9 protein-coding genes and 1 pseudogene are annotated in these 14,497 nt (G+C 68.7%); 7 read left to right on the top strand and 3 right to left on the bottom strand.

The features are described 5' to 3' along the window. Positions 1 to 921: pseudogene (locus tag CCN37_RS12385) on the bottom strand (PIG-L family deacetylase); the annotation flags it as partial. Between the two features lie 297 nt (positions 922 to 1,218). On the opposite strand from CCN37_RS12385, the gene CCN37_RS12380 reads away from it, so the two are divergent. The 7 genes from CCN37_RS12380 (at position 1,219) to CCN37_RS12350 (ending at position 10,082) form a co-directional block, all read left to right on the top strand. Further along, positions 1,219 to 2,235: a glycosyltransferase family 2 protein gene (locus CCN37_RS12380; protein ID WP_086820885.1), complete on the top strand. Its 1,017-nt coding sequence runs from the start codon at positions 1,219 to 1,221 to the stop codon at positions 2,233 to 2,235. Then, positions 2,232 to 2,654 (top strand): GtrA family protein, encoded by a 423-nt coding sequence (locus tag CCN37_RS12375; RefSeq protein ID WP_086820884.1) that lies wholly within the window; start codon positions 2,232 to 2,234, stop codon positions 2,652 to 2,654. The genes CCN37_RS12380 and CCN37_RS12375 overlap by 4 nt, the downstream gene beginning before the upstream one ends. Continuing rightward, positions 2,651 to 4,879: a hypothetical protein gene (locus CCN37_RS12370; RefSeq protein ID WP_086820883.1), complete on the top strand. Its 2,229-nt coding sequence runs from the start codon at positions 2,651 to 2,653 to the stop codon at positions 4,877 to 4,879. The genes CCN37_RS12375 and CCN37_RS12370 overlap by 4 nt, the downstream gene beginning before the upstream one ends. A gap of 507 nt (positions 4,880 to 5,386) precedes the next feature. Further along, a complete protein-coding gene (gene glf / locus CCN37_RS12365; RefSeq protein WP_086820882.1) occupies positions 5,387 to 6,574 on the top strand; it encodes a UDP-galactopyranose mutase in 1,188 nt (395 codons plus the stop codon). A 6-nt stretch (positions 6,575 to 6,580) separates the two neighbouring features. Next, a complete protein-coding gene (locus CCN37_RS12360) occupies positions 6,581 to 8,554 on the top strand; it encodes a glycosyltransferase (protein ID WP_086820881.1) in 1,974 nt (657 codons plus the stop codon). An 86-nt stretch (positions 8,555 to 8,640) separates the two neighbouring features. Next, positions 8,641 to 9,153 (top strand): phosphatase PAP2 family protein, encoded by a 513-nt coding sequence (locus tag CCN37_RS12355; protein WP_086820880.1) that lies wholly within the window; start codon positions 8,641 to 8,643, stop codon positions 9,151 to 9,153. A 2-nt stretch (positions 9,154 to 9,155) separates the two neighbouring features. After that, positions 9,156 to 10,082 (top strand): decaprenyl-phosphate phosphoribosyltransferase, encoded by a 927-nt coding sequence (locus tag CCN37_RS12350; protein ID WP_086820879.1) that lies wholly within the window; start codon positions 9,156 to 9,158, stop codon positions 10,080 to 10,082. Between the two features lie 60 nt (positions 10,083 to 10,142). On the opposite strand, the gene CCN37_RS12345 is transcribed toward CCN37_RS12350, so the two are convergent. Both CCN37_RS12345 and CCN37_RS12340 read right to left on the bottom strand, forming a co-directional pair. After that, the gene (locus CCN37_RS12345; RefSeq protein ID WP_086820878.1) at positions 10,143 to 11,297 is read right to left on the bottom strand and encodes an aminoglycoside phosphotransferase family protein; all 1,155 of its coding nucleotides are present in this window, start codon (positions 11,295 to 11,297) and stop codon (positions 10,143 to 10,145) included. Between the two features lie 127 nt (positions 11,298 to 11,424). Further along, positions 11,425 to 14,265 carry a PQQ-dependent sugar dehydrogenase gene (locus CCN37_RS12340; RefSeq protein WP_246842973.1) on the bottom strand — a complete coding sequence of 947 codons (2,841 nt, stop codon included), beginning with the start codon at positions 14,263 to 14,265 and terminating at the stop codon, positions 11,425 to 11,427. Between the last annotated feature and the right edge of the window lie 232 nt (positions 14,266 to 14,497).

Below are 14,497 nucleotides of genomic sequence, written 5' to 3'. Positions count from 1 at the left end.
TTTGAGGACAGGCCCTAGCGGTCCACCGGGGTCGGTGGCGGGGATCGGGCCGGTCCACTCGCTGTCGGTCTCCGTCCAGCGGACGAGCCGTCCGGCGAGCACGGCGAACGCGCTCCGGTGCCCGGCCCGGTCGGTGTCCACCCAGTTCACCCCGCGCGGCCAGCGGTAGTACGTGCGCCGCGCCCACGCGTCGTACGGGCCGCCCATGCTGACCTGGTCGTCGTGCGGGACGTAGGCGGAGAAGGTGTCCAGCTTCTCGCGCTGCTCCTCGGGCGTGATGTTGATCGGCGCTTCGTCCACGTTGTAGTCGCGGTAGCCCACCGACACGAAGCGCGGAGCGGCGGCCGAGCGTTGGTAGAGATCGGCCGCCTCCCTGGCGAACAGCGCGGCCATGACGTGGTCGGGGTGGTCGTGGAAGGGCACCCAGTTCCCGGTGTAGCGGCGGTCGGGCGCGGTGTCCTGGGACCGGAGCACGGTGGGCCGGAAGTGCGCGTAGAGCCCGACGAGCGTGTCGATCACCGACTGGCGGTCGTAGAGGCAGTTGACGCCGTCGATCCCGCCCGTCGGCTTGAGCGCGCGCACGTGCACGGCGTTCGCGCGGTCCTGCCACAGCCGCACGAGCGCGCGCGGGCCGCCCAGCGCCTTCGCGTCGGCGTTCTCCGGCAGGTTCACGAACACCAATTGCACGGAGGGACGGGCTTTGAGCGTGTAAAGCTCAACGCGGTGATCGCGGTCCAACACAAGTGGTTCCGCATTCCACTCATCACGAACGCGAGCCATTCGCGCATAAGCCGCGCGCGTGCCCGCTTGGCGCTTCGCCGCGTAACCGGAGGTGTCCGCGACATTGGCCTCGCCCGCTGTCAGGTAAACCGTCGCGACGGGCTGGCCAACCTTTATCGCGGTACTGACGTCAGGGTTCATGAACAGGATGTCGTCGTCCTGGTGCGCGACAACCTGCAGGTGGCGGACTTCCGGAGCTGAGCCGGGGTTCGCAGCTGGAGGGACCGCGACGGGCTCTGTGCAGGAGAACAAGACCGCCGCGAGCACCGCCACCAGGACCACCGATACTCCACTGCGACGCATGGTGGCGACGTTAGCCAAGGCCGGAGCGGGGAGAACTCGGGGCCTATACCAAGGCAACCTGAAGCTCAGCTGAAGCGTCGTACCGAGCGTGATAGCTTGGCGGAGCGGCCCGATGGGCCGTTTGGGGGAGTGGCTGTGCGTCTGTCCGTAGTCGTGCCGTGTTTCAACGAGGAGCGCGGTCTTCAGCATCTTCACGACGCCCTCAGCACCGTGCTGGCCGTGGCGGCGGAGGAGTTCGAGGTCCTGCTCGTCGACGACGGCAGTTCCGACGGAACCCTCGACGAGCTGCGCCGCATCTGCGCCGAGGACCCCAGGTTCCGGTTCATCGCGCTCAGCAGGAACTTCGGCAAGGAAGCCGCGATGCTCGCCGGGCTGTCCCAGGCGACCGGTGACGCCGTCGCGCTGATGGACGCCGATCTCCAGCACCCGCCGGAGCTGCTGGCGAAGATGGTCGAACTGCTCGGCCACGGCTACGACCAGGTCGTGGCCCGTCGCACCCGCAAGGGCGACAAGCCGGTTCGCACACTGGTCTCGCGGCTGTACTACCGCGTGATCAACAAGCTGGTGGACGTCGAGCTGAAGGACGGTGTCGGCGACTTCCGCGTGCTGTCCAAGCGCGCGGTCAAGGCGCTGCTGTCCCTCGGCGAGTACAACCGCTTCTCCAAGGGCCTGTTCTCCTGGATCGGCTTCGACACCGCGGTCGTGCCCTACGAGAACGTCCAGCGCCAGCACGGCGAGACCAAGTGGACCTTCGGCAAGCTGCTGAACTACGGCATCGACGGCGTCGTGTCGTTCAACAGCAAACCGTTGCGCATGGCCATCTACCTCGGCCTGCTCACCACCGGGCTGGCGTTCATCTACGCGGTCTACGTCATCCTCGACTCGATCATCGGCGGGGTGGACACCCCCGGCTACGCGACCGTGATGGTCGGCGTGATCGCCTTCGGCGGGCTGCAACTGCTGTTCCTCGGCGTGATGGGCGAGTACCTGGGCCGCATCTACTACGAGAGCAAGCGGCGCCCGCACTTCCTGGTCAAGGAGTCCAGCCAGGACACACCGGTCACCGTCGCGCTCGGCACCGAAGCGCTGGAACACGCCGAACTGCTCCAGCACGTGCACGTGCACAGCCACCCGGAATCGACGGCGAAGTGAACTTCGGCAAGTACGACCGGGTCGTCCGGTTCGCCGTCGTCGGCGCGATCAACACCGGCGTCTACTACGGCCTCTACCTGCTGATCGGCCAGGTCGCGCACTACCAGGTCGCGCACATCTCGGCGTTCCTGATCGCGATGGTCGGCTCGTACTTCCTCAGCTGCTACTTCACCTTCAAGGTGCGGCCGACGTGGAAGAAGTTCCTGCTCTTCCCGTTGTCCAACGCCACGAGCTTCCTCGTGCAGACCGTCGGCCTCTACCTGCTCGTCGACGTGATCCGCATGAACGAGGACCACGCGCCGCTGATCACGATGGCCGTGTCCATCCCGATCACCTACCTGGTCGCGAAGTTCGTGCTCACCGATCGTCCAGCCGCCGCGAGCGAGCTCGCCGCCGCCCCACAGGAGAACCCGCGGTGACGACCGCCACCCCCGCGCCCACTCAGTCCACTGTGGACGGCAAGAACGACAAACCCCTGCTGCGCTTCGGAGTCCCGGTCGGCGTCGCGGTGCTCGTCGCCGTGCTGTCGCAGATCCCGGTGCTGATCAACCGAGTCTTCTACTACTGGGACGACAGCGCGGCCCAGTTCCTGCCGATGTGGTACCGGCTCGGCCAGCGGCTGATGTCCGGCGACTTCCCGCTGCTGCTGGACACCGAGGCGTGGATCGGCGGCAACCTCACCGCCGAGGCCATGTTCGGCGTGTGGAACCCGGTCAACCTGCTCAACTACCTGCTCGTCGCGAACTTCGACGACCTGGCGAGCGCCGGCGCCGTGGTCAAGGCCGAGTTCATGGTCATCCTCGCGCTCGGCGTGTACTTCCTCGCCCGCGAGTACGGGGCCTCGCGCTGGGCCGCCTCCGCCGTCGCGGTCGCGCTGCCGTTCTCCGGCTTCACCCTGTACTTCGAGGCCAGCATCTGGATCGCCGGTCTCATGGCCTTCGCGTGGGTCCCGCACTTCTGGTGGGCCGCCCGCAAGCTCGCGCGCGGACGCATCGGCACGATCTGGCCGTTCCTGTTCGGCGCCCTGTGCGTGACCGTCGGCAACCCCTACGGCCTGCTCGGCGTCGGCCTCGTGCTGCTCGTGCTGATGATCGAGTTCCGTGCGCGCAAGGTGATCGTGCGCCTGTTCGCGCTCGGCGCCACGGTCGGCGGCGTCGCGCTGCTGGTGTTCCTGCCGCTGCTGGGCAACTCCGGCGTCAGCTGGCGCAACAGCAAGGAGCTGTTCAACAACGCGCAGCTCGTTCCGGCGTTGCAGGACTACCTCAGTGCGAGCCTGCCCAGCTACGTCCCCGGCATCCACTCGTTCTCCACGATCTCCGTGCGGATGACCTTCCCCGCCATGTACCTGGCGTGGTTCGTGGTGCCGTTGCTGGCGTGGCTCGACTGGTCGGTGCTGCGCCAGCGCTGGCGTCAGCTGCTCGGCGTGCTCGTGATCGGCGGCGTGTACCTGGTCGCCACGCTCGGACCGTCGAACTTCTGGATGTTCCGCTGGCCGCTGCGGTTGGTGGAGTACTTCTACCTCGCGGTGATGGTGCTCTTCGCCGTGCTGCTCTCCGCCGGTCTGCGCCGCGACCACTTCCGCCGCCGCGTGTGGATCACCGCCGGTGGGCTCGCGGTCACCGCCTACCTGTCGTTCTCGTCCTGGCCGAAGATCGCGGTGTGGCACGTCGTCGCGGTGTTGCTGCTCGGCGTGCTCGTCGCGCTCGCGGTGCTGCTGTTCCGGCGCGGCGGCAGCCGTCCGCTCGTCGCGGTGCTGCACGCCGGCACGGCGGCCGCTCTGCTGCTGCAGATCGTGTGGTTCCCGATCAACCGCGACGTGGCGCCCTACGGCTTCCCCAGTTCCGTCGCGGAGCTGAAGACCTTCGCCGCGCGCTACCCCGGCACCATGGTCCAGGTCGCCGACCGCGATCCCGTGATCTACAAGGGCAAGGGCCAGTTCCTGGAGCCCGACACCGCCGTGTGGCGCGACCTGCTGTTCGGCAACGTCTACCGCGTCGCGGGCGTGGACACCACGACCTCGTACTCCGGCATGGGCTTCAAGCCGTTCCACAAAGCCTTGTGCCTCAACGACTACGGCGGCGCCAAGGTCCGCGACTGCCCCGGCGACACCTTCTCCAACCTGTGGACGTCGACCCCCGACGGCGTGCTCGCCGACCTGATCAAGGTGCGCACCATCGTCGTGCAGCGCGCGCTGATCGACGTGCCGTACGTGCCCAAGGGCTGGAAGGTCGTCGAGCGCACCGACCACGTGACCGTGCTCCGGCGCGAGCGCGACATGCCCGACTGGGGAGCCGCCCGGCTCAGCCGCACCACGCCCGGCATGAAGGTCACCGAGGACGTGATGCCCGCCCAGCACAAGGAATCCGTTGCCTTCGAGCGCGGAACCGCCAAGGGCCCGCTGTCCATGACGTTCGCGCGGCTGAACTGGCCGGGCTACAAGGCGACCGTGGACGGCAAGCCCGTCGAGGTGCGCAACGGCCCCGGCGGCCTCGTGACCGTCGACCTGCCCGCTGGCATCTCTTCCGGCCGCCTGGCGCTCACGTGGACGCCTCCGGGCCTCTGGATCGGCGTGGGAGGCGCAGTGGTCGGCCTCCTGGCGGCCCTGGCCCTCACCGTCGTCCAACGCCGTCGCCGCTCCTCCTGACCCGGTTCGCCGGTCTTCAAGACTCACGAACCCTCTTTGACGGGGGCAACGGTGGCACTGGCGCCCGAAATGGGCTGGACCGGCCTCCACCAGAGCAGGTGGGCCGGTCCGCGGAAACAGCCTAGGCGTTCACCACGTGCCAAGGCGCTTCAGGCTGGGCGGAAACGGGGTTTGTGCGCCAGGTCTCTGGGCGATCTGGGCCACGCCCGGCGACTACGTTGCGTGTCCGATCGGTCGCGGTTGCGCGGGTGCGCCGATCACCTGACAGGTGGATGTCTTTCGGGTTGCCGCCGGACCGCCCGGGCGAGGTCGCGGCTGTTCAGCGGCGGCGGCGAGATGAGGTGGACGCACCGGCGGCTAGGCCGAACGGGGGCACTTTCCCGGGTGCGGCGGGCGCTGACATCGGCGTGCGCGGGAGGCGGCGAGCGCGGTGAGTGATAACACCTGATCAAGCCCTTGACAGGGCCGGTTCGGATCGTCGTCGGGACATCAGTACCCTGGCCAACCGTGAGCTTCGCAGGCTATGACCTGATTGTCGTCGGTTCCGGACTCTTCGGCCTTACGGTTGCCGAGCGCGTCGCCAGCCAGCTGGACAAGCGTGTGCTGATCATCGACCGCCGCGACCACATCGGAGGCAACGCGTACTCCGAGGCCGAACCAGAGACCGGTATCGAGGTGCACCGCTACGGTGCCCACCTCTTCCACACGTCGAACAAACGCGTCTGGGACTACGTGAACCAGTTCACTGAGTTCACCGACTACCAGCACCGCGTGTTCGCCATGCACAAGGGACAGGCGTACCAGTTCCCGATGGGGCTGGGCCTGCTGTCCCAGTTCCTCGGCAAGTACGTCTCGCCCGAGGACGCGAAGAAGTGGGTGGCCGAGCAGGCCTCCGAGATCGACTCCAAGGACGCCAAGAACCTGGAGGAGAAGGCGATCTCCCTGATCGGTCGCCCCCTCTACGAGGCGTTCGTGCGGGACTACACCGCGAAGCAGTGGCAGACCGACCCGAAGGAGCTGCCCGCCGCGGTCATCTCCCGCCTGCCGGTCCGCTACACCTTCAACAACCGGTACTTCAACGACACCTACGAGGGTCTGCCGGTCAACGGCTACACCGCGTGGCTGGAGAAGATGGCCGACCACCCGAACATCGAGGTTCGGCTGAGCACGGACTTCTTCGACATCAAGAACGACATCCCGCAGGGCACCCCGATCGTCTACACGGGCGCGCTGGACCGCTACTTCGACTACGCCGAGGGCTGGCTGGGCTGGCGCACCGTTGACCTGGTGCCCGAGGTGCTGCCGATCGGTGACTTCCAGGGCACCCCCGTCATGAACTACAACGACGCGGACGCCCCGTACACCCGCATCCACGAGTTCCGGCACTTCCACCCCGAGCGCGACTACCCGACGGACAAGACGGTCATCGTCCGCGAGTACTCCCGCGCCGCGGAGAAGGAAGACGAGCCGTACTACCCGATCAACACCTCGGACGACCGCACCAAGCTGGAGCGCTACCGCGAGCTGGCGAAGGCGGAGGCCAAGAACAACAAGGTCCTCTTCGGCGGTCGCCTCGGCACCTACAAGTACCTCGACATGCACATGGCCATCGGATCGGCGATGAGCATGTTCGACAACAAGATCGCGCCGTACTTCACCGAGGGCCGCGCGTTCGACGGTTCGCTGGAGGATTGAAGAGAAGTGGCCGAGCAGCAGAGCACCGCGACCGCGCAGGGGCGTGACGACGCGCCGGACGCCAAGCTGAGCGATGTCAGCTCGGTCCGCGTGGGGGGACGCAACAGCGAGGTCCCCGCCAACCGCGTCCTCCAGCGGGTGATCTTCCCGCGCGACGAGGACCCGTTGGACGTCCGTCCGCTGTACGTGGACGAGCCGTCGAACGCCTCGAACCGGGTGCACTTCACCTCGCGCCGCTCGGTGACGGTCCCGGCCTCGACGAAGACCTCCTTCGCCGCCTACTTCAACGCCTTCCCCGCCTCCTACTGGAAGCGGTGGACGTGGGTCAGCGACGTCGTGCTGCGGATGACGGTCCGCGGCACGGGCCGGGTGGACGTCTACCGCTCCAAGCCCAGCGGCGACATCGTGCACCTGCAGGGCAAGGCCGTTCGCGGTGCCAAGAACTGGACCGTGCTGGAGTTCCACGTCTCGCTGCAGCCCTTCGAGGACGGCGGCTGGATCTGGTTCGACGTCTTCACCGAGGACGCCCAGCTGGAGATCAAGGACGCCGTCTGGTCCACCGACAAGGACCTGCCGGAGCAGAAGGTCTCCGTCGGCATCTGCACGATCCGCCCGCAGGACGCGGTCATCGCGCTGCACGCGCTCGGCGAGGACCCCGCGGTCCTCGACGTGATCGGCAAGGTCTTCGTCGTCGACCAGGGCGGCAAGAAGGTCCGCGACGAGGCCGGCTACCCGGAGGCGGTCCGCCGCCTCGGGGACAAGCTGGAGGTCATCGAGCAGGCCAACCTCGGCGGTTCCGGTGGCTTCACCCGCGCGCTCTACGAGGGCGTGGAGAACACCGACTGCGAGCAGATCCTGCTGCTCGACGACGACATCCGGCTGGAGCCGGACAGCGTGCTGCGCGCCAACGCCTTCGCGCGTGCGGCGTCCAGCCCGGTGGTCGTCGGCGGGCACATGCTCAACCTCCAGGCGCGGGCCCGGCTGCACAGCTTCGGCGAGGTCGTCGACCTCAAGTCGGCGATGTGGCGCAAGGCCCCCGGCGCGGTCACCGACCACGACTTCGGCGAGGAGCCGCTGCGGGAGACCGAGGAGCTGCACCTGCGCATCCACGGCACCTACAACGGCTGGTGGATGTGCCTGTTCCCGCGCCAGGTGATCGACGAGATCGGCCTGCCGCTCCCGTTGTTCATCAAGTGGGACGACGCCGAGTACGCGCTGCGCGCGGGTGCGCACGGTTTCCCGACCGTGTCGCTGCCGGGCGCCGCGGTGTGGCACATGCCGTGGACGGACAAGGACGACGCCACCGACTGGACGGCGTACTTCCACGTGCGGAACCGGCTCATCATGGCCGCGCTGCACAGCCCGTACGACGTGCGCGGGCCGCTGCTCAAGCAGGGGCTCAAGCTCTCGCTGCGGCACCTGTTCTCCATGGAGTACTCCACGGTCGCCCTGCACCAGAAGGCGATCGAGGACTTCCTGGAGGGCCCGGGCAAGCTCTTCGAGACCCTGGGCACCAAGCGCCCGGAGATCCTGAAGATCCGCAACGAGTACAGCGACGCGCACATCCTGCCCTCGGCCAGGGAGTTCCCGCCGCCGACGTTCGACCCGGTGAAGGCTGAGCGCCTGCTCAAGCCGCCGGTGAACCCGGTGGTCATCGCGGCCCGCGCCGCGCTGTCCCTGGCGCACCACCTGAAGGAGCCCGACCGCGAGGCCATCGACCGCCCGCAGATCAACGTTTCGGCCCAGGCCGGACGCTGGTTCCTGCTCGGCGCGCTGGACAGCGCGACGGTCTCCAACGCCGACGGCAGCGGGGTCGCCTTCCGCCGCCGGGACCCGAAGCTGTTCAAGCAGCTGATGGCCCGGGCGCTGAACAACCACAGGCGGCTGGCCAAGGAGTGGCCGCGGGTGCAGCGCGAGTACCGCCAGGCGCTGCCGCAGCTCTCCAGCCGGGACGCGTGGAAGCAGCTGTTCGGCTCCTGACGCAACACCGGCCCGGGACCGCGCGTCCAGAAGGAAAGCGCGCGGTCTCGGGTCGCGGCGTCTCACACGTTGAAAGCTGGAGAAAGATGTCTACGCAGGAAACCGCCGCCCTGTCCGAGGTGCAGCGCCGGATCGCCAAACCCCCCGTGGTGAAGGCGGCCAAGGCGATGTCGTTCTTCGGCGAGCACGCCGCGGGCTGGCTCGCCATCGGCGCGCTCGGCGCGGTGGTGGACCGCAAGCGCCGCAGGCAGTGGCTCGTCGGCGCGGCGGGCGTCGCGGCGGCGCACGGCGCCTCGATCGCGGTCAAGCGCGTGGTGCGGCGGCCCCGCCCGGACAGCCCGGACGTGGAGATCCTGGTCGGGACGCCGAGCAAGCTCAGCTTCCCCTCCTCCCACGCCACCTCCACCGCGGCCGCCGCGGTGATCTACGGCGGGCTCACCGGCAAGCGGCTCACCCCGCTGCTGGTGCCGCCGATGCTGCTCAGCCGCCTCGTGCTGGGCGTGCACTACCCGACAGACGTGCTGGCCGGGTCCGTACTCGGTGCCACGATCGGCGCCGGCGTCAGCCGCTGGCTGCGCAAATCCGAACGTTCGGAGTGACCATGACCACCTCCGCCCCGGAGACCGCCGCCGTGGAACCAGGTGAGAACAAGCCCAGCCTGGTGCGCACCACCAGGGGTCTGATCAAGGCCGCGCGACCGCGCCAGTGGGTCAAGAACGTCCTCGTCCTCGCGGCGCCCTTCGCCGCGGGGCAGGTCAGCAACATCGACGTGCTGTTCAAGGCGCTGATCGCCTTCGTCGCGTTCTCGCTGGCGGCGTCCGCGATCTACCTGGTCAACGACAGCAAGGACGTCGAGGCCGACCGCGCGCACCCGACCAAGCGCAACCGGCCGATCGCCGCGGGCATCGTCCCGGTGCCGCTGGCCTTCGGCACCGCCGTGGCGCTGCTGCTCGGCTCGCTCGCCGTCTCCATGACGGCCAGCTGGAACCTGGTCATCATCATCGCGGTCTACCAGGTCGTGCAGCTGGGCTACTGCTTCGGCCTGAAGCACCAGCCGGTGATCGACATGTGCATCGTGGCCTCGGGCTTCCTGATGCGCGCCATCGCCGGTGGTGCCGCGACCGGCATCGCGCTGTCCCAGTGGTTCCTGCTGGTCACCGCGTTCGGTTCGCTGTTCATGGTGGCGGGCAAGCGCTACGCGGAGATCCGCCTCGCCGAGCGCACCGGCGCCAAGATCCGCAAGTCGCTGGAGAGCTACACCGCCAGCTACCTGCGCTTCGTCTGGGCCATCGCCGCGGCCATGGTGATCATGACCTACGGCCTGTGGGCGTTCGAGATCGGCGAGCGCTCCGGCTCCGCCTGGTCGGTCGTCTCGATGGTGCCGTTCGTGATCGCGATCCTGCGCTACGCGGTGGACGTGGACAGCGGCAACGGCGGTGAGCCCGAGGAGATCGTGCTCAAGGACCGCTGGTTGCAGGTCCTCGGCCTCGCCTGGGTCGTCTTCCTCGGCGTCGGCTACTACCTCTGAACCACCTCGCGAAACCGCCGCTTTCCCTTCGGAGAGCGGCGGTTTCGCCGTTCCCGGGTGCTACTCGTCGAGCGCGGCCAAGCCGTCCAGCTCCAGCAGCGCGACGCCGGTGCGCTCGATGATGCCGAGGCTGACCTCGTCGGGCTGGTACTTCGGCTGGATCGCGCTGTGGCCGATCGTGGCCAGCCAGACGAAGTACGGGAAGAACGACTGCCTGCGGTAGGCCAGCCACGCGGTGTCGGCGTCCGGGGCCTCAGCGCCTGCCTCGGCGAGGCGCTCCAGGTAGAACTCCAGCAGCTCCCGCCCCCACGCCCGCCGGTCGGCGACGTCGAGCCCGGAGTTGACGGTGTAGGCGAAGTCGAATGCCCAGCTGCCGCGCATCACGATCTGCCAGTCCGTGAAGCCCATCCGCCCCGCCGAGGTGCGGTAGGTGTTGCCGACGTGCGAGTCGCCGTGCAGCAGCGTCAGCGGTCCCTCGCTGGCAATGGTCAGCGAGCGTTCGAGGCCGCGGTAGAGCTTGTCCTGCATGGGGATCAGCGCTTCGGGGATGACCGAGCGCGCCCGCTTCGCCCCGACCTGGCAGCGCTTGGCGAAGCCGATCAGCCGGTCCAGGTTGTCGAAGTGCCCGCTCGGCGGCTTCAGCCAGCCGTGCCCGCGCAGCTCCTCGGAGTCCCAGAACCGCCCGTGCCAGTGCGCCATCGCGGTGAGCAGGTCCTCGATCTCCGCGCGGGAGATCGGCGTCTTCGGCGTGCAGAACGTCGCGCCCCTCGACGCCGCGATGTCCTCCATCAACGAGATCGAGCGCCCGGACGCCACATCGGCCGCGCCGTGGAAGCCGCGCGCCGCCTCGATGTCCAGCTCGGGGCGCAGGTGCTCGAAGAAGTTCGGTTCCCCGTCCAGCACGCGCGCCAGGCTCAGCGTGAGCCGCTGCTTGAAGCCGCGGGTGGTCTTCACGAAGAACGCCGTCGGCAGCTGCCCGGTCTCCTTGTAGGTCACGGTGATCCGCCAGCGGGAGGAGGTCCCGCTGCTGACGTCCTCCGTGCTGAACGAGCTGACCTCCGCGCCGAGCACGGCGGTCAGCCACGCCGTGGTGAGCTCCTTGCCGGAGACGGGGATGTCCGCCGCGTTCGTCGCGCGAGCACTGGTCAAGCGCTCGCGGACGACGTGGCCGCCGATGCGCGCGACTGTCTTCGCGATCTCAAGCCCTGGATGCATCCGTGCAAGGTACGGGGATTCGATCTTGTTCGGATAGGTGCGGTCGGGGGAGAAAAAAGACGGCGGCGACGGCGCCCTGCACACCGTCGCCGCCGTCTGTCCACAAAGGACATTCAGGTGGTCTTCGTCAGCGGGAGTCGGTCACCTTGCCCGTCGCCCGCTCCCAGGTGATCTTGCCGTTCTGGAACAGGTTCCGCCGCCCGCCCGGCACGTCCAGCTCGCCGGAGGTGGGGTAGCCGAGGTAGGACCGCTCCCAGCCCAGCTGCGCCCAGCGCGCCTTGATCGCGCCGTAGATGTCGTGCGCCCCGGTCGTTCCGGTCCAGTAGACCGATCCGCCCTTGCTGAAGTGGTTGTAGCGGCCCCGCCCGTCCGGGGTGCCCATCTCGTCGGTCGTCGGGTAGCCCAGCGGACCCGCCTCCCAGCCGGTGCGCTCCCACGCCTTGCGGATGTCGCCGTAGATCGCCTGCGCCCCGGTCTCCGAGGTCCAGTAGACCGAGCCGTTCTTGCTGAAGTGGTTGAAGCGGCCGATCCCGTCGGGCGTCCCGGACTCGCTGGTGATCGGGTAGCCGAGCGGTCCGGCTTCCCAGCCCGTGCGCGCCCACGCGCCCCGGATGTCGCCCCAGATCGCCACGGCGCCGATCTGCGGGGTCCAGTACACCGACGCGTAGCCGCTGTACGGCGTGCCCGCGAAGTGGTTGAAGCGCCCGGTCCCGTCCGGCGTCGGCAGCTCGTCGGTGGTCGGCGCGCCGAGCCGCGAGTGCCCGCCGTTGACCAGGTAGGTGGCCAGGATCGCGCCGTTGACGGCCTTCACGCCGTCAGCGGGCGTCCAGTAGAGCCGTCCGCGCTCGTACTCGCGGTAGCGCAGCCCGCCCTCGGCGACCTCCGGCGCGAGCGGAGCGCCGAACTGCGCGCGCAACGCGGCATCACCGTCGTAGCGCTTGTCGATCGGCGTCACGTAGTCCGCGGTGACCGTGATGTCGGTCTGGCCCATGATCACGTTGCGGGTGCGCGCGGTGGAGCCGTCGGTCCACTTCGCGAACGTCGCCGCGCCGTCGGAGGCCAGGTCCGCCGCCTCGATGCCGACCTCGGAGCCCACGGTCATCAGCGCGGTGGTCGTCGCGCCGTTGGAGCCGATGCGCACGCCCGCCGGGATGTTGCTGGCCACGGTGAGCCGCTGCTGCCACGGCAGCGCCGAATAGGACTCCGTGGTGGTCACGCCGTAGCGGTCGGTGGCCTTGGCGGTGATGTCCACGCGGGACTCGGGGTGGTCGGTGAACGGCATGCCGAAGTTCGGGCCGGTCCCGCCCACGTCCGGGTGCGAGTGGCACGCGGCGTTGGTCGGGCAGTGCACGAGGTCGCTGCTCCAGGTCACCGTCAGCGCGCCGTCCTCGACGTCGGTGGCGGTCGCGCTCAGCTGCACCGGCTCGTTGATCGCGAAGACCTTGTTCGCGGGTGGCTTGGTGATGGTGATCTTCGGAGCGTTGTTGGACGGCGCCACGGTCAGCTGCGCCGTGCCCGTCTTGCCGAGCGCGTCCGTCACGGTGAGCTTCGCGGTGAGGAGGTTCTGGCCGGTTGCGTACGTGTGCGTCGCTTCGATGCCCGCGCCGGTGGTGCCGTCGCCGAAGTCCCACATGTAGGTCAGCGCGTCGCCGTCGAAGTCGTAGGACTTGCTCGCGTTGAAGGTGACCTCGCGGGTGGACGGCTTCGTCGTGGAGGTGGCCTTCGCGATCGGCGCGTGGTTGGCCGAGGAGTAGCTGAGCCTGCGCAGCTGGCCGGTGTAGATGTCGGCGATCACGATGTCGCCGTTGCTGGCCGCGCCGAACTTCACCGGCCCGCCGACCTGCGTGCCGAACGGCGGCTTCACCGAACCGGGCACCAGCGTGCCGTCCTGGTTGTAGCGCAGCGTCCAGATCTTCTTCTGCGCGTAGTCGCCGTAGAAGTAGGCGCCCCGGTACTCGGCGGGGTAGGCGGTGCCGGAGTACACGATGCCGCCCGCGACCGCGTTGCCCTCGCTGCGGATGTAGCTCAGCAGCGGCGGAGTGTTGACCGTGGTGGCGCACAAGGGAATCAGGCTGTAGGCGGGCGTCTGGATGTCGCCCTCCCAGCACGGCCACTTGTAGTTCTGGCCGGGCTGGACGAGGTTGATCTCCTCGCGCCGCTCCCACCCGACGTCGGCGAGCACCGGGGCGCCCGAGGACGGGTCGAGCGAGAAGCGGAACGGGCTGCGGAAGCCGCTCGCGTACACCTTGCTCCGCCACGAGCGCGGGTTCTCGGCCTGGTAGAAGGGATTGCTCTGCGTGCCACTGCCGTCCGGGTTGAGCCGGAAGAGCTTGCCGTAGGGCTCGTCGACCTCGAGCGACTTCAACGCGAACTTGTCCACGTTGTCCGGGGTCGCGCCCTCGGAGTAGCGCACACCCGCGCTGTCGCCGACCGAGACCCAGATCGAGTCGTCCGGCCCGACCGCCAGGCCCGTGATGCCGTGGATGTCGGTGTTGCCGGGGATCTGCAGCAGCGGGACCTCGTTGGCGAGCCCGTTCGGCTGCGCGGGCTGCTGCGCTGTCCCGGTCGAGAAGGTGAGCGTCCACCGGCTCATCCGCAGTTCCTTGCCCGTGCCCACGTTCAGCGCGCGCGTCAGGTAGAGCTGCCGCGAGGTGGCGAAGTCGTTGGCCAGCGCGAGCCCGGTCAGCCCCAGGTCACCGCTGGAGCGCGTCGGCAGGGTCGCGATCGTGCGCGGCTCCCCGACCGTCGGGACCCACGCCACGGTGCCCTTCTTGCCGGTCGTCAGCACGCTGCCGTCGGCGAGGTGGGCGAAGTCGGTCAGCTCGAACGGCTCCTGGCCGCTGCGCTGGTCGGTCAGGACGAACCCGGCCGGGAGGACCGGGACGTCGTCGGCACCGGCCACGCCGGGCACGAGCACGGTGGCAGCGACCACGGCAGCCGTGGCGGCGGAGAACAGGCGAAGGCGCACGATCCCTCATTCGTAGGACAAGCCAGCGGTGTTACCGACCGTCACCAAGTCGACATTCAGTAACAAAGCCCAGCTCAAGCGGCTGGATGGCAACTAACAGGGGATCGCTGGATGGTGGGGGGAAGTTGACGGAGCGGAGGCGGGGGAGCCGGTCACAATAACGATGATATTGCTCAGGTCCAGCCCTTCCGACCAGCAGAAAGGCGCACCCGGTCCAGCCGGGTGCGCCTTT

Source organism: Allokutzneria sp. NRRL B-24872, from assembly GCF_002155965.1.
Classification (GTDB): Bacteria; Actinomycetota; Actinomycetes; order Mycobacteriales; family Pseudonocardiaceae; genus Allokutzneria.
Note: the sequence above shows the minus strand (reverse complement) of the source record. Positions and strands in the feature narration are given on the sequence as shown.